Origin of the sequence: Bacillus sp. FSL K6-3176 (genome assembly GCF_038003325.1) — a bacterium.
Lineage (GTDB): Bacteria > Bacillota > Bacilli > Bacillales > Bacillaceae > Bacillus > Bacillus altitudinis.
Genome location: NZ_JBBOOX010000001.1, coordinates 1,468,805 through 1,487,133 on the forward strand (window position 1 = coordinate 1,468,805; position 18,329 = coordinate 1,487,133).

The 18,329-nt window shown below is 41.4% G+C and carries 20 protein-coding genes; 17 read left to right on the forward strand and 3 right to left on the reverse strand.

Features of this window, described 5'->3' with window-relative positions; genetic code table 11:
- The first annotated feature begins 38 nt into the window (after window positions 1–38).
- The 5 genes from MHB38_RS07640 to coaD all read left to right on the forward strand — a co-directional run bounded on the left by MHB38_RS07640 (window position 39) and on the right by coaD (window position 2,647).
- Window positions 39–446 (forward strand): hypothetical protein, encoded by a 408-nt coding sequence (locus tag MHB38_RS07640; protein WP_035392159.1) that lies wholly within the window; start codon window positions 39–41, stop codon window positions 444–446.
- A 57-nt stretch (window positions 447–503) separates the two neighbouring features.
- The gene (locus MHB38_RS07645) at window positions 504–953 is read left to right on the forward strand and encodes a YlbF family regulator (protein ID WP_007499807.1); all 450 of its coding nucleotides are present in this window, start codon (window positions 504–506) and stop codon (window positions 951–953) included.
- A gap of 65 nt (window positions 954–1,018) precedes the next feature.
- On the forward strand, window positions 1,019–1,291 hold the full coding sequence (locus MHB38_RS07650) for a YlbG family protein (protein ID WP_008345023.1): 273 nt from the start codon (window positions 1,019–1,021) through the stop codon (window positions 1,289–1,291).
- Between the two features lie 312 nt (window positions 1,292–1,603).
- On the forward strand, window positions 1,604–2,161 hold the full coding sequence (gene rsmD, locus MHB38_RS07655) for a 16S rRNA (guanine(966)-N(2))-methyltransferase RsmD (RefSeq protein ID WP_007499805.1): 558 nt from the start codon (window positions 1,604–1,606) through the stop codon (window positions 2,159–2,161).
- A 3-nt stretch (window positions 2,162–2,164) separates the two neighbouring features.
- Window positions 2,165–2,647 (forward strand): pantetheine-phosphate adenylyltransferase, encoded by a 483-nt coding sequence (gene coaD / locus MHB38_RS07660; RefSeq protein WP_007499803.1) that lies wholly within the window; start codon window positions 2,165–2,167, stop codon window positions 2,645–2,647.
- 13 nt (window positions 2,648–2,660) lie between these two features.
- On the opposite strand, the gene ylbJ is transcribed toward coaD, so the two are convergent.
- The gene (ylbJ, locus tag MHB38_RS07665) at window positions 2,661–3,869 is read right to left on the reverse strand and encodes a sporulation integral membrane protein YlbJ (protein ID WP_273544503.1); all 1,209 of its coding nucleotides are present in this window, start codon (window positions 3,867–3,869) and stop codon (window positions 2,661–2,663) included.
- Window positions 3,870–4,025: 156 nt separating this feature from the next.
- Here ylbJ and MHB38_RS07670 point away from each other — a divergent pair, with 156 nt between their 5' ends.
- Together MHB38_RS07670 and MHB38_RS07675 are read left to right on the forward strand one after the other, a co-directional pair.
- Window positions 4,026–4,805 carry a patatin-like phospholipase family protein gene (locus MHB38_RS07670; protein WP_017367186.1) on the forward strand — a complete coding sequence of 260 codons (780 nt, stop codon included), beginning with the start codon at window positions 4,026–4,028 and terminating at the stop codon, window positions 4,803–4,805.
- Window positions 4,806–4,809: 4 nt separating this feature from the next.
- The gene (locus tag MHB38_RS07675) at window positions 4,810–5,838 is read left to right on the forward strand and encodes a SepM family pheromone-processing serine protease (RefSeq protein ID WP_041092195.1); all 1,029 of its coding nucleotides are present in this window, start codon (window positions 4,810–4,812) and stop codon (window positions 5,836–5,838) included.
- Window positions 5,839–5,871: 33 nt separating this feature from the next.
- On the opposite strand, the gene MHB38_RS07680 is transcribed toward MHB38_RS07675, so the two are convergent.
- Complete coding sequence (locus MHB38_RS07680) at window positions 5,872–7,119, reverse strand: nucleotidyltransferase (RefSeq protein WP_445661571.1); 1,248 nt, start codon at window positions 7,117–7,119, stop codon at window positions 5,872–5,874.
- A gap of 206 nt (window positions 7,120–7,325) precedes the next feature.
- On the opposite strand from MHB38_RS07680, the gene MHB38_RS07685 reads away from it, so the two are divergent.
- The 3 genes from MHB38_RS07685 (at window position 7,326) to gerR (ending at window position 8,717) form a co-directional block, all read left to right on the forward strand.
- Window positions 7,326–7,844: a YceD family protein gene (locus MHB38_RS07685; RefSeq protein ID WP_008345010.1), complete on the forward strand. Its 519-nt coding sequence runs from the start codon at window positions 7,326–7,328 to the stop codon at window positions 7,842–7,844.
- A gap of 21 nt (window positions 7,845–7,865) precedes the next feature.
- Window positions 7,866–8,039, forward strand: a complete 174-nt coding sequence (gene rpmF, locus MHB38_RS07690) for a 50S ribosomal protein L32 (RefSeq protein ID WP_008354700.1) — start codon at window positions 7,866–7,868, stop codon at window positions 8,037–8,039.
- Between the two features lie 138 nt (window positions 8,040–8,177).
- The gene (gerR, locus tag MHB38_RS07695) at window positions 8,178–8,717 is read left to right on the forward strand and encodes a sporulation-specific transcriptional regulator GerR (protein WP_017359370.1); all 540 of its coding nucleotides are present in this window, start codon (window positions 8,178–8,180) and stop codon (window positions 8,715–8,717) included.
- Between the two features lie 53 nt (window positions 8,718–8,770).
- Here gerR and MHB38_RS07700 read toward each other — a convergent pair whose 3' ends face one another.
- On the reverse strand, window positions 8,771–9,250 hold the full coding sequence (locus MHB38_RS07700; protein ID WP_007499784.1) for an N-acetyltransferase: 480 nt from the start codon (window positions 9,248–9,250) through the stop codon (window positions 8,771–8,773).
- 210 nt (window positions 9,251–9,460) lie between these two features.
- On the opposite strand from MHB38_RS07700, the gene MHB38_RS07705 reads away from it, so the two are divergent.
- From MHB38_RS07705 to MHB38_RS07735, 7 genes are all read left to right on the forward strand, one after another.
- On the forward strand, window positions 9,461–10,354 hold the full coding sequence (locus tag MHB38_RS07705; RefSeq protein WP_341003020.1) for a 2-dehydropantoate 2-reductase: 894 nt from the start codon (window positions 9,461–9,463) through the stop codon (window positions 10,352–10,354).
- A 65-nt stretch (window positions 10,355–10,419) separates the two neighbouring features.
- On the forward strand, window positions 10,420–12,039 hold the full coding sequence (bshC, locus tag MHB38_RS07710) for a bacillithiol biosynthesis cysteine-adding enzyme BshC (RefSeq protein WP_048002855.1): 1,620 nt from the start codon (window positions 10,420–10,422) through the stop codon (window positions 12,037–12,039).
- A 127-nt stretch (window positions 12,040–12,166) separates the two neighbouring features.
- A complete protein-coding gene (gene mraZ / locus MHB38_RS07715; protein ID WP_003211163.1) occupies window positions 12,167–12,598 on the forward strand; it encodes a division/cell wall cluster transcriptional repressor MraZ in 432 nt (143 codons plus the stop codon).
- A gap of 66 nt (window positions 12,599–12,664) precedes the next feature.
- Window positions 12,665–13,597: a 16S rRNA (cytosine(1402)-N(4))-methyltransferase RsmH gene (rsmH, locus tag MHB38_RS07720; RefSeq protein ID WP_341003022.1), complete on the forward strand. Its 933-nt coding sequence runs from the start codon at window positions 12,665–12,667 to the stop codon at window positions 13,595–13,597.
- Window positions 13,598–13,633: 36 nt separating this feature from the next.
- Window positions 13,634–13,981, forward strand: a complete 348-nt coding sequence (gene ftsL / locus MHB38_RS07725) for a cell division protein FtsL (RefSeq protein ID WP_008344998.1) — start codon at window positions 13,634–13,636, stop codon at window positions 13,979–13,981.
- A 7-nt stretch (window positions 13,982–13,988) separates the two neighbouring features.
- Window positions 13,989–16,139, forward strand: coding sequence for a penicillin-binding protein (locus MHB38_RS07730; RefSeq protein ID WP_024720306.1), 2,151 nt, complete (start codon window positions 13,989–13,991; stop codon window positions 16,137–16,139).
- Window positions 16,140–16,264: 125 nt separating this feature from the next.
- The gene (locus MHB38_RS07735) at window positions 16,265–18,184 is read left to right on the forward strand and encodes a stage V sporulation protein D (RefSeq protein ID WP_017359366.1); all 1,920 of its coding nucleotides are present in this window, start codon (window positions 16,265–16,267) and stop codon (window positions 18,182–18,184) included.
- Window positions 18,185–18,329: the final 145 nt, after the last annotated feature.

Here is an 18,329-nt window from a genome sequence, read left to right on the forward strand (position 1 = left end):
GAGCATCCTATGAAAGTAGACGAAAGGAGAATCAGAACATGAAATGGATGCTGTCAATATGCGCATTGCTTTTTCTTCTCACCGGATGTCAAAGTCAACATGATCAAGAGCAAGTAACTAGGCAAGAACCAGCAATACCAGTCATGCAGCAGACGCAAAGTGAAATGAAGCAGCAAGGCTTTTTAAAATACAAAGTGCAGGGATCTGTTGTGTATATAGAAAGTACACTTCAAGATTTTCACCTTGAACCTTCACCCTTGAAAAAGGATAAGAAGGCGGGGTATTTTACTGTGTATGTAGACGGGAAACGGGCAGGCAATGAGTATACTGCGGCGTTTGTGGTCAAGCACCTTTCAAAAGGAAAGCATAAAATGACCGTTGTGTTAAATTCTCGTCACCCTGAATATAAGCAGAAAAGAGAGACATGGGATGTATTTGTCACGTAAAAGCATTTTCTGATCCATAGGTTTCGTGGTAAACTATGAATTGGAGGTGCAACATTTATGTATGCGACAATCGAATCTGTGGAGCTCCAAGAGGAAGCAAATCAATTGGCTGCCATGATTCTTCAGTCGGAGGAGGCTGAACATTACCGCAACTGCTTTAAGCGTCTCCAGCAAGACGAAGAAGCCCAACAAATTATTGCCCATTTTACAAAAGTAAAAGAGCAATATGAAGATGTGCAGCGGTTCGGCAAATACCATCCGGACTATAGAACGATCTCAAAAGAAATGCGTGAGGTCAAAAGAAAGCTAGATCTTCACGATACAGTGGTTGATTTCAAAAAAGCAGAAACAGCGATTCAATCCATCTTAGATGAGATTAGTATTGAAATCGGTCAAGCTGTATCAGCATATATTAAAGTTCCAACAGGGAACCCATATTTTGATGGTCTATCATCATGCGGCGGTGGCTGTGGATCAGGAGGCAGCTGTGGCTGTAAAGTATCTTGACGAGACTTGAACGTCTCGTCTTTTACATAATGAACGGAAAGAATTGAAAAGCGGCAGGTGAAAAGATGGATACCAAACGTCAAGGGATGGTCGTTTGGCTGCATTCGTTAAAGCAGTCAAAAGCGCTAAGGAAATTTGGGAATGTTCACTATATTTCAAGGAAAATGAAATATGCAGTGATTTATTGTGATATGAATGATCTTGAGCGCCACATGGCAAAGCTCAGTTCATTGCCATTTGTGAAACGTGTTGAGCCTTCCTATAAACCTTTTATTAAATTAGAGTACGAATCGAAATTGGACAAAGCAAAAGAGTATGACTATAAGGTGGGCTTTTAAAGACACAAAAAAACCCCCGCGGCATCACCCGCGGGGTCCTTCTATTCTTAATGATTCATTAAGGAGAAGGCAAAGGGAGAGGAGAAACCGGAGGAAGAACTTATGGGGAAACGTAAGTCTTCTCCGCGGTTGGCAACAGCACCACATCAGATGCTGTTAACAGTAGTATGACCCTCTCTTTTGTGATCTATACATAGAAAATGAATGGAATTCAGTGCATTGTCCCATGTGGAGTGGATATGGTAAGATAATGTTGAATTTTTTGTCATCAAACAATATTCAATAGATGCAAGCAGAAAAAGTGGTGGAAAAATGAGAGTGATTTCTGGAACAAAAAAAGGCCGCACGCTGAAAGCCGTACCCGGCCAATCAACAAGACCAACAACAGATAAAGTAAAAGAATCCATTTTTAATATGATTGGACCGTATTTTGATGGGGGATGGGCCCTTGATTTATTTGCTGGAAGTGGTGGTTTAGGTATTGAAGCGCTTTCTAGAGGGTTCGATCATTGTATATTTGTGGATCGAGATATGAAGGCGATTCAGACGATTAAAGGCAACTTGAATCAATTGTCGCTGATGGATCAAAGTGAAGTGTTTCGAAATGATGCAAACCGTGCACTCGCTGCTGTAGTGAAGCGAGAAGAATCTTTTCAAGCCATCTTCCTTGATCCGCCGTATAAAGATCAAAAGTTGAAAGCACTTCTTGATACGATTGATGAGCATTCCTTATTAGCAGATGATGGCGTCATTGTGTGTGAGCACGATAAAGATGTGACACTGCCAGAGGAAGCAGGACAGCTACATATCTCAAGGCAGGAAATGTACGGAATGACTGGCATTACGATCTATAGAAAGCGGGGAAATTAAAGCATGGGGAATATAGCCGTTTGTCCGGGTAGCTTCGATCCAGTCACATTGGGCCATTTGGATATTATCAAAAGAGGGGCAAAGATTTTTGATGAAGTATATGTGTGCGTCCTTAATAACTCGTCAAAAAAGCCGCTTTTTACTGTTGAAGAGCGATGTGAACTCATTCGTCAAGCAACAAAGGAGCTACCAAATATCAAAGTGGAATCCTTTCATGGACTGCTCGTTGATTATGCGAAACAAAAAGAGGCGAAAGTCATTTTGCGCGGACTTAGAGCGGTGACGGACTTTGAATACGAGATGCAAGGGACATCAATGAACAAAGTGTTGAATGATGACATTGAAACGTTCTTTATGATGACAAATAATCAATACTCCTTCTTAAGTTCAAGCATTGTTAAAGAAGTAGCGAAGTATCATGGATCAGTCAAAGAGCTTGTACCGCAAGAGGTCGAAGCTGCGCTGAAAGAAAAATTTAATGGATGAGTGCATTGTGCACTCATCCATTTTTTAATTTCTGATAATAGAGCGCAATATACACGATCAGACTGAACAAGGTGATGAGAGGACCAGCAGATACAAGCTGATTCCATAAAACGCTGCTAAACATCACGACTTGCTCGCTTGCTTCAAATGCCCCTGCTGGAAGCGCCATTTCTGCTTTAGAGACATAAAGGGGTTTGAATAACAGAAAGGCAAAGACGGCTGCGTAAATACCGTGAAGCAAACGGGCGAAGAAAAACGGTTTAAAGCGTATATCGGTTGCTGCCAAAATGCCGGCTACCTGAGCTTGAACGGAGAATCCGCTAAATCCTAAAATAAAGCTGACCACAATTGTTTTAGCGAGCAGGGAAACCTCTTGTGATCCTGTGAGCTGACTTCCTAATGTGATTTCAAATAGACCCGCAATCATGGCTAGATCTAATTCCGGCGGAAGGTGCATCGTTTTCAGTATAGAGCCGATCCCGATAGAGAGAAGATCTGTTACATGAACGACAGCGAGCATTTTACTAAAGACAGAAAATAAAATGATAAAGCCGCCAATCATAAAGAGCGTTTGAACAGATGACATGACAGCGTCACTTAATATTTGGCCAAGTGGTCTTTTTTCTGCGAGTCTTGCCGTATGAAGAGCGCTGAATGCTTCTCGAATTGGAGGCAATAAAAATCCTTTTCGGCTTCTGAGGTGCGCATCATGACGTGCTTTATATCCGCGCATCGTCACCCCAACCGCGAGATTTCCTAAATAATGTGCACAGGCTAACACAATGCCTAAAGCTGGGTGATGAAAAAATCCTACAGCCACTGCTCCAAAAATGAACAAAGGGTTTGAAGAATTGGTAAATGACACAAGGCGTTCTGCTTCAATTCTTGTCAGCTGTCCTTCCTGCCGAAGTCTTGTCGTCAATTTAGCGCCAGAAGGAAAACCAGAGGCCATTCCCATCGCTAGTACAAATCCGCCGACACCAGGCACCCGAAAGATAGGCCGCATAAATGGCTCTAATAATACGCCGACAAATCTGACAATCCCGAAACTGATTAATAGCTCGGACAAAATAAAAAAAGGTAGCAGCGATGGAAAAACCACTTCCCACCACATTGCAAGTCCATTTTTCGATGCTTGCAAAGAGGCTTGTGGATGTGTAATCACAGTGGCTGTTAAAAAGATAAAAAAAGCAGCGATGAACAGAGTGTTCCATTTTTTCATGGAGATGTCGCCCCTTGCCGTTATAATCTATTGGCGAGCTCGTGATTAAAGAAAAAGAGATGCTAGCCGAGCCTGTCTTCTATTACTATACGATGAGAAGGGGCATGTTTAGACCTATAGATTCGTATATATGCATAGAAAGAGGAGGGTGGATTCATGAAACGACCGATTATCGGGCTTGCGCTGGGCTCCGGGGGTGCCAGAGGGATGGCGCATATCGGGGTTTTATCTAGTCTTGAGAAACAAGGAATTCAGGTGGATATGATCGCAGGAAGCAGTATTGGTGCTCTTGTGGGGAGCTTTTATGCAGCAGGACAAGACGTAGAAAAAATGAAAAAACTTGCACTTGTCTTCAGAAGAAAGTATTATGCTGACTATACACTGCCAAAAATCGGTCTGTTAAAAGGAAATCGAATTTTGCAGCTGATTCACACGTTTACATATGGGAAGAATATTGAAGAAATGCGCGTGCCTCTTGCGATTGTCGCCTGTGACCTTCAGACAGGGGAGAAGGTTGTGTTCAAAGAAGGGTCTGTCTCACAAGCAGTCAGGGCAAGCATTAGCATTCCGGGTGTGTTTGTTCCGCATGAAATAGGCGGCAGGCAATTGGTGGATGGAGCGGTAGTGGACCGCATTCCAGTCTCTGTTCTCAAAGAAATGGGAGCAGATCTCATTATCGCCTCTGATGTATCAAGGGTGAAAAAAACAGAAAAGGCAACGAGATTATCGGATGTCATTATGCAAAGTTTGGACATCCTTCAAAATGAATTGGTTCGTCACCAAACCATTCATGCAGATCTCATGATTCGGCCGAAGCTCGAGACCTTTAGCTCTAGTGCGTTTACACAGGTTCAAGAAATGATTGAAGCAGGTGAACTCGCCGCCGACCAACTAAAAGGAAAACTGAAAGATGTCATTGATAAATGGGAGTGTTAATCGAATGAAAAAATTAAATATTCGCTGGCTCAGCTTTTTTGCTGTTGTTCTAGTCTTATTTGGCTTAACTTTTGTGAAACTGCCCTATTACGTCACAAAGCCAGGTGATGCAACAGAAATTGCGCCACACATTCAAGTAGACGGAGGATATGGCGAGAAGGGGAGCTTTTCTCTTATGACCATTAAAGTAGGTCCAGCCAATCCATATACGTATTTGCTTGCAAAAATGAACAAGTATGACGAAATCGTTCCAGAAGAAAATATTAAAGCGGACGGAGAGTCTGATGAGGATTATATGAAACGGCAGCTGCAGCTCATGAAAAGTTCTCAAGAAAATGCGATGATTGCCGCTTATACAAAAGCAGGGAAAAAAGTAGATTATACGTTTAATGGGGTATATGCGAGCTATGTGATGAAAGGAATGCCTGCATATGGGAAGATTGAAGTGGGCGATAAGATCAAAAGCGTCGACGGCCATACATATGAGTCAGCAGATAAAATGGTTTCGTATATTAGCAGTAAAAAAGCAGGCACTGCTGTCCGTTTTGTACTTGAACGTAATGGCAAAGAAATCACGCAGAACGTGACGTTAAAACCATTTAAAGAAGAGCCAAAACGAGTGGGAATTGGCGTATCATTATTTACAGACCGTCATGTGAAAGTGTCTCCTTCTGTGAAAGTGGATATTGAAAACATCGGCGGTCCATCAGCTGGTTTAATGATGTCACTTGAAATTTACAATCAGCTGACAAAAGAAGATGAAACACACGGCTATGCGATCGCAGGAACTGGAACGATTGATGCAGATGGTACAGTCGGACCGATTGGTGGAATTGATCAAAAGGTTGTTGCAGCAGACAAAGCAGGGAAAGACATCTTCTTTGCACCGAATGATAAAGGTGACCCAAACTCTGACTACAAAAATGCAGTCAAAACAGCAAAAGATATTAAAAGTGATATGAAAATCGTTCCTGTGGATACCATGCAGGACGCACTAAACTATTTAAACAAATTAAAAGAGAAAGCATCATAAAAAAGAGCAGCCTGCAAATCAGGCTGCTTTTTTTTATCGAGATGAAAAGAGTCCGCTCTCTTCATCATATCGAATCGGTGATGTTTTAAACTCTGCTTTTGTTAACTCTGTTTGCATGGGTTCACAGATGGGAAGGCTGAACACCCTTGAAGCGCGAATATCAAGATCAAGGGCGGGATGTGAAAAGGAAGACAGTTTACTCACAAGTGGTACATCCAACTCTTTTTTTACAAGAGACAAGTACTGTTGTCCTTTCCTTGTCATTCCAAGTAAACGAATATAGGGCGCTTTTTTCTCTTCAAGCAGCGCGTGCATCGTCTTTTTCTTCACGTTCATTAATAGATGCGTATTCATCCGCTGTAACCTTGTCCACGTATATCGTTTTGTTTTGACAAGTGATAGATACTCTTCGTAGGAAGACGCATGTGTCATGGCTTTTTGCATGCGGTGTTCAATGCCTTCTTCAATTTCATAGATGCCCTCTAGTTCACTCGTATCCATTGTATGAAAAACATGTTTCAGAAAGCGAAAATAGGCTTCTTGCGTATGTAAAAGATCATATGAAGAATGATAGTCGTGTAATTGCTTTAAAGTAGCGTCTGGGAGGTAGGGCGTGACTTCTTGAAATGAGCTCTGTTCTTTTAATGCTTTTCGGATACTTGTGGCGCTTGCGATTTTTTGGTTGTCAGGCAGTTCTTCATCATGATAATCAGATGCAATTCTTTGAGACGTAAAAGGCTGCATGTGAGGAGCTCTCTCTAAGATGGCTTTAACATAATGAAAGCCTAAAATGTTATTTGGTTTGGACAAATCCAGTAAGTGTTCAGAATGAATGGCCTCTTGAAACGCACTTGCTGCTGCTGCGGGATAACTAAGACCTTCTTTCACCTTTTCTTTTGTTAAAAGATCAATCTCTGCCTTTTTTTCATGCCAAGCGTGTGCTGTGCGCTCAAATGCGTTGATTTCTCCATCCTCACTGCCGAAAAAAAGAGAATGGCATTTTAATGCATCGAGGATGGACACAGCGCCATTGGCGAAGGTTTCTGCCTTTTGTACGGCATATATGTATGGAAGCTCACACACAATGTCTACACCGTTTTGCAGTGCCATTTTTGTACGTGCCCATTTTGAGACGATGGCAGGCTCCCCGCGCTGGAGGAAAGAACCGCTCATAACGGCAATGGCAACATCTGAGGAGGTTTGTTTTTTCGCCTGATTCACATGATAGGCATGCCCATAATGAAATGGATTGTACTCGACAACGACTCCCACTGCTTTCAATAGATGTTCCGCCTTTCTTGCTATGGTTAAATGGTCTGTGCTACAGTAGCATAAGGGAAAAATGAAGACCATTTTTTTCAGTGTAGGCATTCCGAGAACTGATGTCAAACAGCCCTTTGACATCATGAAGGACTGTAAAGAAAAAATATTGACAAATAGCATGATGAAAGCTATAATCATGTTTGTTGCTCTTAGAGGTGATACAATTGAAATGGACAGTTTATCAGTTACATCAAAAAGCTAAAAACAGCTTCGATTTTCATGAGACGGTTGACTTAAATGAACTTACTAGCCTTCATTCAGATATACGTCGTATTTCACCAGTAGAGGTGAAAGGGACTGGAGTGATCGAATCAAAGCAAGTCGCATTTGATTTAACCATCACAGGTGAAATGACATTGCCTTGTTCAAGAACGCTTGTTGATGTAAATTATCCATTTGCGATTTCAACAAAAGAACTATTTGTACTTCATAAGACAGACGATATAGAAGATGAAGACGTATCTGTTGTAGAAGACGATATCATCGACTTAACGCCTATAGTCAAGGAAGAAATTCTTCTTGAAGTGCCCATGCAAATCTTTTGCGACCAAGCTGACGTAAAAGGTGCTGCACCACAGGAAGGGAATGACTGGGCGGTCATTTCGGAAGATGCACATCAAAACCGAATTGATCCTCGTCTGGAAGGCTTGAAGAAGCTCTTAGAAGAAAATAATGAATCTTAACTCTTTAAGGAGGTGGGAATAATGGCTGTACCTTTTAGAAGAACTTCTAAAATGAAAAAAAGATTGCGTCGTACGCATTTCAAACTACAAGTACCTGGTATGGTAGCTTGCCCAGAATGCGGTGAAATGAAAATTTCTCATCGTGTCTGCAAATCTTGCGGAACATACAAAGGCAAAGACGTAAAAAGCAACTAATGCTTGATAAAAAAACGTGAGGGAATCTTCCCTTGCGTTTTTTTATTGATCTATTTTTTAGGTTTCTCTCCTGCAAATAGTCTATCTACTCTAGTAAGCGCATATGATGTGGTATTCAGATTCAGGGGGGATGATGAGTTGACGATTACACGGCAGGACGCATGGACACAAGATGAAGATTTACTTTTAGCAGAAGTTGTCTTAAGGCATATCCGAGATGGCGGTACCCAGCTTTCAGCATTTGAAGAGGTTGGAAAAGCATTGTCAAGAACAGCAGCAGCATGTGGATTCAGGTGGAATTCTTACGTCAGAAAGCAGTACCAGGCGGGCATTGAGCTTGCCAAAAAACAGCGAAAAGAACTGCGTAAAAAAATTGGTATCCATTCTTCGGGTTTACCGCAGCATGCGTTCACCATAGAGGAGAAGGCATCTTCTGATCAGACTGAACTGACGCTTCGAGAAGTAATTCGGTTTCTAGAGCAGCTTGAGAAAGAACCATCTGGTCCAGCTTATTTACGGGAGGAGCTTAAAGATGCACAGCATCAATTAAAATCACTCACCGAAGAAAATGAACAGCTGAAACGTCAATTAAAAATGACAGAAGAAGATTACCGGGCACTTATTGGTATTGTTGAAAGAGTCAAACAGAATATCAGCTTAAAAGATTACGCAAAATAAGAAAACGCCCCTCACAGATGGAAAGAGGGGCGTTTTCTTAATGATTAAAATGATTAAGCGGACTCACCTGTGTTCTTTTGAATATGTGCAGGCTCCCAAATGAGTGGGTTTTCTCCTTTATCGCGTTCCATATCATATTTCACCGCTTCAAAGCCCATTTTATCCCAAAAACCGGCAGATTTGACGCGTGGATTCGTTCGAATTGGAAGGCCAAAAGATTTTGCGAAATCAACAAGTGCTTCGCCGTAACCTTTACGCTGATATCCTGGCAACACTTCTAGCTTCCACAGCTCTAGATAATCATGATTATGGTCAAAATACGTCGTCGTCGAGCCATCTACTTGATAGAGGCTCATACGTGCCACAAGCTTATCTCCAAAGTAAATCCCATAAAATGGAGAGTTGCTGTCATTTTCAATCATATTACTTTCTAGGTCTTCAAGCATGGAAAGTTCTTGTATGCCATATTCCTTAAATTGTTTAAATTCCTCTAATGTTTTGTAGTTAATCAGAAGACGTTTTACTTGTGTCATGTGATCTTCCCCCTTACACACATAATGTCGACAGTGATGTCATTGAAGGCGTTTTCATCCCATCCGCCTAAAAAAGTTTTTACACTTATTATTATAGTTTTTTAATTAAAAAAATTCAATCATAGCGCGTTATCTGCTTTTTGCATCGTAGCACGAAACTGGTAAAATAGTTGATAACATGAAGTAAACAGAAAAAGGGAAGTGCGGCAATTGAAAATTGGAATCATTGGCGGTGGTGCGATTGGTCTGCTTTGTGCCAGTTATTTATCAGAACATCATGACATCACCGTCTTTACAAGAAGGAAACAGCAGGCAGAAGAAATTCGAGCATTAGGCATTGACCGAATGGTAAGAGGGGAAACCATTCAATCAGCTGTTGGGGCCGATACGGGGGTCAAAGGAATATTTGATTTGCTGATTGTGACAGTGAAGTATCATCATCTGCAAGATGTTCTAGGGGAATTATCGGGACTGCCTCGTCAGCGGATCTTATTTTTGCAGAACGGAATGGCCCACTTATTCGATTTAAAGAACTGGAAAGCGGCACATCAGTTATATATTGGTGTAGTAGAGCATGGCGCAATGAAGGTGTCTGATCGCGCAGTAAATCATACAGGAATTGGTGTCATCAAGTGGGGAGCATTTCTGCATGAGGAAAAAGGACCTATGAGTAGTGAACTGTCAACGGGCGATTTTCAAATGGTTTATACAGATGAATGGAAGAAAGTACTGGAGGAAAAACTGCTCGTCAATGTGTGTATTAATCCGTTGACGGCTTTATTACATGTGAATAATGGGGAATTGGTATCGAACCCGTCATATGAACATATGATGACATGTGCATTTGAAGAAGCGGTTTCCATTCTAGGGTTGCTTGAGAAAGATCGTCTATGGGCTCATGTGAAATCAATTTGTCATCAAACGGCTGCCAATCAATCGTCGATGCTGCAAGATATCGTCAAAGGCCGCCAAACTGAAAGAAAAGCAATCATTGGCTACCTTTTAAAAAAAGCTCAAGGTCAAGGGATGACGCCGCCATTCCTCACTTTCTTGAATAGAAGCTTGGAAGTATTGGAAAAAAAGCAAACAAAATCTTTTGAGTGAGCTCATTTACATGCTATACTTTTTTCGGGAAACTAACTATTTATTGAAGAAAGGAAGTTCTAAACATGCAATTGACTGAACTTTCCATCCGAAGTCAGAATTTATTCATACGTGATTATATAGAAGAAAAAAAAGAGATGACTGCTTTTTTTGATTATGATATACATTCTGAGCACACATGGAAAAAGAGATACGACGATCTCATGGAAAGGAGCTTCCCGCGCGAGGCTTTAGCGGATTATATGAGCGCATATCATGCGAAATTTGATTCGGCTGCGATGCGTGAGAATATTGAGAAGATCCGTGATGAACGGAGCGTCATGGTGGTTGGAGGACAGCAGGCAGGCTTACTGGCAGGTCCGCTTTATACCATACATAAAATCATTTCCATTATTCAGTTTGCCAAAGAAAAAGAATCAGCGCTTGGCGTTCCTGTTATTCCGGTCTTTTGGGTAGCGGGTGAAGATCACGACGTAGACGAAATTAACTTTGTGTACACGTCTGGCGAAAAAGGCCCAGTCAAACAAAAGCTTCCATTACATCATGTGAAAAAAACAGCTGCGAAAAGAACACCTCTCCACCAAGAGAAAACAGAGAGATGGCTTCGTGATGTATTTTCAACCTATGAGGAATCTGCTTACACCAATGACTTGTTTGATCAGCTTCTTCGATGTTTACGCAAATCAGAAACGTTTACTGATTTCTTTGAGTGGATTGTTTGCGATCTATTTGAAGAAGATGGACTCCTGTTATTGAATTCAGGAGACCTCGGCGTGAAGCCACTTGAACGTACGTTATTCAAGCAAATTGTGGAGTCGAGTGATGCGATCGTGGCTCGCTTAAATAACACGCAGGCTGCCATGAAACAAGCGGGGTATCAGCCGATTATTGAAGCTGGTGACCATCAAGCCAACTTGTTTTACGAATATGATGATGAACGTTTCCTCATTGAACAAGAGAATGGCCAATTTTCTATATCTGAAGTGGGGCTTACTTGGACAAAAGATGAGCTTTTGCAGGAAGTCGAGGAGCACCCAGAGCGGTTTAGCAATAATGTGGTGACACGTCCATTGATGCAGGAAGCCCTTCTTCCAACGCTTGCTTTTATGGCTGGACACGGTGAAGTGAACTATTGGGGTGAGCTGAAAGGCATCTTCGAGTACTTCGATGTCAAAATGGCACCCGTTCTTCCAAGACTGCACGTCACCATTCTTGAAAGGCATATTGATAAGAAGCTGCCGATAAGAGAATTGTCGGTTGAAGAGGTGCTGACAAAAGGCGTGAAAGAAAAGAAGGATGCGCACTTTCAGCAAAGTCTTCCAGACAGCTTCGTTCAATCAGTTCAACATGCCAAACGTGAATTAGCGAATGTTCACGAGGCAATGAGACAAGAAGCGCTAGAGATCGAACCAAGCTTTGAACAGCTATTAGATAAAAATGCCAAATTTATAGAAGACCAGCTTCAATTTGTTTATCAAAAGGTTGCAAAGCGTGTGGAAGAGAAGGAAGGATACATCCTTCGAGATTTTGAAAGGATTGAAAATAGTTTAAAACCACTCGAAGCACCACAAGAAAGAATTTGGAATATCATGTACTTTTTAAACAAATATGGTCCAGAATTCTTCAAAACGTTCAAAAATCTGCCATTTTCATTTCAAAACAAGCAACAAATTGTCAAACTTTGAAATAAAGTTTTAATGAACCCTGACTAGTTCAGGGTTTTTTTTTATGTAGAAACAGTGTAAAATAAGTTTTGTGGAGAGAAGTGGTGGATAGTGGAGAGTATGGGTGAGAAAGTGGGGCTCTGATATCATGTTCATGGGTGAATACCAACATACGATTGATACAAAAGGGCGCATGATCATCCCTGCTAAATTTAGAGACGGTCTCGGAGAACAGTTTGTGCTGACGAGAGGGCTTGATCAATGTTTATTTGGCTACCCTATGAGTGAGTGGAAACTAATTGAAGAGAAACTCAAAGCACTGCCGCTAACGAAAAAAGATGCACGTGCGTTTACCCGGTTCTTCTTCTCCGGCGCAGTTGAATGTGATCTGGACAAGCAGGGGCGCATTAACATCGCATCCAACCTACTCCAATATGCAAAACTCGAAAAAGAATGTGTGGTCATCGGCGTTTCAAATCGAATTGAGTTGTGGAGTAAGTCGATCTGGGAACAATATACAGAAGAGCAAGAAGATTCTTTTGCTGAAATTGCTGAAAACATGATTGGATTTGATATATAATAATCCCTTGTGCAGCAAGCTTTCTACACATTCATTTCTATTTGAAAAAGGTGGGACCATATCATCATGTTTCAACATGAGACAGTATTATTAAAAGAAACAGTTGACGGTTTAAACGTCAAAGAAGACGGTACATATGTGGACTGCACGCTAGGCGGCGCAGGTCATAGCTCATATTTACTATCTCAATTATCAGAAAAAGGTGCATTGATTGGGTTTGATCAAGACGATGCTGCACTGGATCATGCACGAGAGAAGCTCGCACATGTTAAAGCGAACATTCTTTTCATAAAAAGCAACTTCCGATATTTAAAAGAACGTCTGAATGAACAAGGAATTACAAGCGTAGACGGTGTGATTTTTGATCTTGGGGTTTCATCACCTCAGCTTGACACACCAGAGAGAGGCTTTAGTTATCACCATGATGCACCTCTTGACATGCGAATGGATCAAACCGCTGCTTTGTCAGCAAAACAAGTGGTGAATGAATGGCCATTTGAAGATCTAGTTCGGATTTTCTACAAATATGGGGAAGAAAAATTCAGCAAGCAAATCGCACGCAAAATTGAAGAAGCCAGAAAAAAAGCGCCAATTGAAACAACAGGTGAGCTTGTCGACATTATTAAAGAAGGAATTCCCGCACCTGCAAGACGAAAAGGCGGACATCCAGCGAAAAGAGTATTTCAAGCGATCCGAATTGCCGTAAATGACGAATTGAAAGTATTTGAAGAAGCACTAGAACAAGCAATAGAGTTACTCAATCCGAAGGGGAGAATTTCTGTCATTACATTCCATTCACTTGAAGATCGGATCTGTAAAAGTACATTTAAAGAAATGTCTTCTCTTCCAGAACTTCCGCACGGACTACCAGTGATTCCAGAAGGACTTGAACCAAAACTGAAGCTGATCACGAGAAAACCAATCGTTGCATCAGAACAAGAGCTGGAACATAACAACCGTGCCCGTTCAGCGAAGCTCCGAATTGCAGAAAAAAAGTAAACGACACCATAGATGATGATAAAAAGGAGGTTTCTTATGAGTAATTTGGCTTACCAAAGAGAAGTAAAGCAACATCAAACCGAGCAGCAAGGTCAATCGGTTGTGATTAGAAGAAGAGGTTCTATTACACTTGGTGAAAAAATCTTACTTGTCATGTTTGTCATGGCTCTCATGTGCAGCTCGATCCTCATCATTTCGAAAGCCTTTGCTGTTTATCACGCAAATATCGAAGTGCAGAAGCTAGAACAGCAAGTGTCTTTAGAATCGAAAAAGATCACTGAACTGCAAAAGGAAAAAGACTTACTAAGTGAACCAGAGAGAATCATTGAAGCCGCTAAAAAAGCGGGCTTAAGCATATCGAAAGATGTTAAGAAGGTCGATTAACATGGCGATGCCTAAAAAGAATAAAATGATGAACAGAGGCGCGGCAATTGCGAGTATTTGCTTCGCCCTGTTTTTCTTTATCATCCTTGCACGTTTTATTTATATTCAGATTACGGGAACCGTCGATGGACAAGTGTTAGCTGCAAAAGCCAATGAACAATATCAATCGAAAAAAACACTTGAAGCCAAAAGAGGGTCCATTTTAGACAGAAACGGAAATGTGATTGCAGAAGATACATCTGTGTATAAGCTGATTGCGATCATGAGCAAGAAAATGACGGTCGATCCAAAACATCCGATGCATGTCGTTGACAAAGAAAAAACAGCAAAAGAGCTGTCAAAGGTCATTGATATGAGTGAGAGTGAAATTTTAAAGCGTCTGAATACAAAGGATGCATTCCAAGTCGAGTTTGGTAAAGCCGGAAAGGATATTAGTTTTTCAACAAAGGAAAAAATTGAAAAGCTAAAACTTCCTGGGATCGCCTTTGAAAAAGATACAAAGAGGTATTATCCAAACGGCATGTTTGCTTCGAACTTAATCGGTTATGCTAGATTAGATGAAGCAACGAAGGACATGTCAGGCGCAATGGGTCTAGAAAAGGCGCTGAATAAATATTTAAAAGAAAAAGATGGCTATGTAACGTATAACAGCGACAGAAGCGGATGGGCACTTCCGAATAGTAAAGAAGACATCGTTGCCCCGAAAGACGGGAAAAACGTCACTCTGACCATCGACCAAAAAATTCAAGCATTTCTTGAAGAAAGTATGACGCAGGTCGCTAAAAAATATAAGCCGAAGAAAATCATTGCGACAGTCGTTGATCCGAAAACTGGAAGAGTTCTTGCAATGGGACAGCGGCCAAGCTTTAATTTAAATGAACTCGACATTACGAATTATAACAACGATGTCATTTCCTACGCATTTGAACCAGGTTCAACGATGAAAATTTTCACACTCGCTGCTGCTATCCAAGAAGGAGTGTACCAAGGCAGTGACAAGTATCAGTCTGGTACTTATAAAGTAGGCGGCGGTCTTGTAAGAGACCATAACAACGGAAATGGCTGGGGAAAAATTGATTTTCATGAAGGTGTTCTACGTTCTTCAAACGTAGCTTTTGCGAAACTGGCAAAAGAAAAGCTAGGTTTCACACGCTACGAACAATACTTGCAAAAATTCCATTTCTATGACAAAACAGGTATAGACTTGCCGAACGAAGCGTCTAGTAAAATCAATTTCAGATACGAATATGACAAAGCATCGACTGCTTATGGTCAGGCGTCAGCGATTACCCCAATTCAGCAAATTGAAGCGGCGACAGCCATTGCCAACGGTGGAACGATGATGAAGCCATATGTAATCGATCATATTACAGACCCGAACACAAACAAAACAATTTTACAGCACGAACCAACAGTGGCAGGAAAACCAATTTCTTCTGATACAGCGAAGCAAGTCCGTGACATTTTAGGTGAGGTCGTTTCCTCAAAAATTGGCACAGGACAGCCATATCAAATCAAAGGTTTTGATGTCGCTGGGAAAACGGGCACAGGACAAATTGGCGGTGCTGGCGGCTACCTTCAAGGGAGAAACGATTACGTCTTTTCATTTATGGGAATGGCACCAAAAGATGATCCGAAGCTACTCGTTTATGTGGCTGTCCAACAGCCTCAGCTATCTGAAACACAAACAGGCTCTGCCCCTGTTTCAGAAATCTTTAACCCTGTGATGAAAAATAGTTTGCTTTATTTAAATATCGCACCAACAAAAACAGATGATAAAAAATCTGGCAAACAGAAAATAAAACAAGAAACAATGCCATCATTCCTAGATTTAGAAGTGAAACAGGCAGAAACAGAAGCAAAAAACAAAAAGTTATCACCTGTTGTCATTGGTGACGGTCTATCCATTAAACGCCAATGGCCCAATGCGGGGTCTGAATTCTCTGAAAGCCAGAAAGTCTTTTTGAAAACAGCAGGGAAAACCATTAAAATGCCTGATATGACAGGCTGGTCCAGAAGGGAAGTTCTTCAATATGCGTCTATTTCGGGTGTGCATATTGAAACAAATGGACAGGGATATGCTGTCAAACAAAGCGTGAAAAGTGGAGCGGAGATTTCAGATAAAGTCGTCACAGTGACCTTCAAAAGTCCAAATTAACTTGAAAACCTAGCAAATCATTTGCTAGGTTTTTTTCTTTTGCTTGAGCGATGGACGAGATCGTTCTATAAAAAGACGAGCCTGCATATGATGAAAACAAGCCATATGTAAGGAGTGAACCGGGCGTGCGAGTGTCAAGTGTAACAGTGAGAAAACGATTGCTTTTCGTTCTGCTGTTTGGGGTGATCATTTTTTTCATCATAGATACTAGATTAGGATATGTGCAGTTTATTATGGGCGAGAAGCTGACAAGTTTAGCGAAAGATTCATGGAGCCGTAACCTCCCATTTGAACCAGAACGAGGAGATATTTTGGATCGAAATGGAGTGGAGCTTGCGACGAACAAAAGTGCTCCCTCTATTTTAGTCGTGCCGCGGCAGGTGAAAGACCCAGCAGAAACAAGCAAGAAATTAGCAGCAGTGCTGAATATGTCTGAGGAGAAAGCGTACAAGCATGTCACCAAGAAAACGTCTATAGAGCGGATTTCCCCAGAGGGGAGAAAAGTATCTCATGAAAAAGCAAAAGAAGTCAGAGAGCTTGATTTAGATGGAGTCTATGTAGCAGAGGACAGCATCAGACATTACCCGTTTGGAAGTTTCTTATCTCATGTATTAGGTTTTGCTGGAATTGATAATCAAGGCTTACTTGGGCTAGAAGCGTACTATGATGATGACCTAAAAGGTGAAAAAGGCTCTGTGAAATTTTATTCTGATGCAAAAGGGCAGAAAATGCCAGATGAAGCAGATGATTATACACCGCCTAAAGATGGGCTTGATATGAAATTAACCGTTGATTCAAAAGTACAAACCATCATCGAACGAGAACTAGACAATGCCCAAGCAAAATATAACCCAGATGGCATGATTGCCATTGCCATGAATCCGAAAAATGGTGAGGTGCTGGGAATGTCGAGCAGACCTGACTTTGATCCGGCTGACTATCAATCAGTTGATTCAAAAGTATTTAACCGAAACTTACCGGTGTGGAGCACATATGAGCCAGGATCGACGTTTAAAATCATTACACTGGCAGCTGCCCTGGAAGAAAATAAAGTAAATTTAAAACGTGATCATTTTTTTGATAGCGGATCTGTGACAGTGGATGGCGCAAGGCTCAGATGCTGGAAAAAGGGAGGACATGGATCACAGTCGTTTCTAGAAGTGGTACAAAACTCTTGTAACCCAGGATTCGTCGAGCTAGGCGACCGTCTTGGAAAAGATAAATTATTTTCTTATATAAAAAATTTCGGCTTTGGTCAAAAGACAGGAATCGACCTTCAAGGAGAAGGTAGAGGAATTTTGTTCCCGCTTGATCGTGTTGGTCCTGTAGAACAGGCAACAACAGCCTTTGGTCAAGGTGTATCTGTTACGCCGATTCAACAAGTGGCTGCAGTGGCAGCCGCAGTAAATGGAGGAACGCTTTACACGCCGTATATTGCAAAAGAATGGATCGATCCAATTACAAAAGAGGTAGTGAAAAAGCAATCACCAATTGCTAAGAAGAAAGTCATTTCAGCGGAGACGTCTAAAGAAATCAGGTATGCCCTTGAAAGTGTAGTCGCTCAAGGAACTGGCCGGAATGCATTCGTTGAAGGATATCGGGTGGGCGGAAAAACAGGAACAGCACAGAAAGTAAAAGACGGAAAGTACATGGAAAATAACCACATTGTGTCATTTATCGGGTTTGCACCTGCGGATGATCCAAGCATTGTTGTATATGTAGCAGTAGATAACCCAAAAGGCACGATTCAATTTGGTGGGACAGTAGCAGCACCTATTGTGGGCCATATTATGCGAGACAGTCTGCCTGAAATGGGCGTGAAAAAAAGAAAAGGACAAATTGAAAAGAAGTATCAATGGCTGGACACAAAAACCATTGAGGTACCGAATCTTGTAGGAGGATCTGTTTCTGACCTTGAATCACTCCTGATTAATTTAAAGATTGATGCTTCAGGAACTGGCAGTAAAGTGGTGAAGCAATCGCCTGCTGCCGGCACAAAGGTCAAAGAAGGTTCCACGATCCGATTATACTTAAATGATGAATAATAAAGAATGAACAGAGGGTAGCCGCACTCATTCGGCTGCCTCTTTTTGTTGAAAGAGAAGGGTCGCTTTAAAAAAAGAGCATAAAGTGTGCTTTTTCCAAGAGAAACTTAAGGAATACGCTGGATGTATCCTTTTTTTTACGATA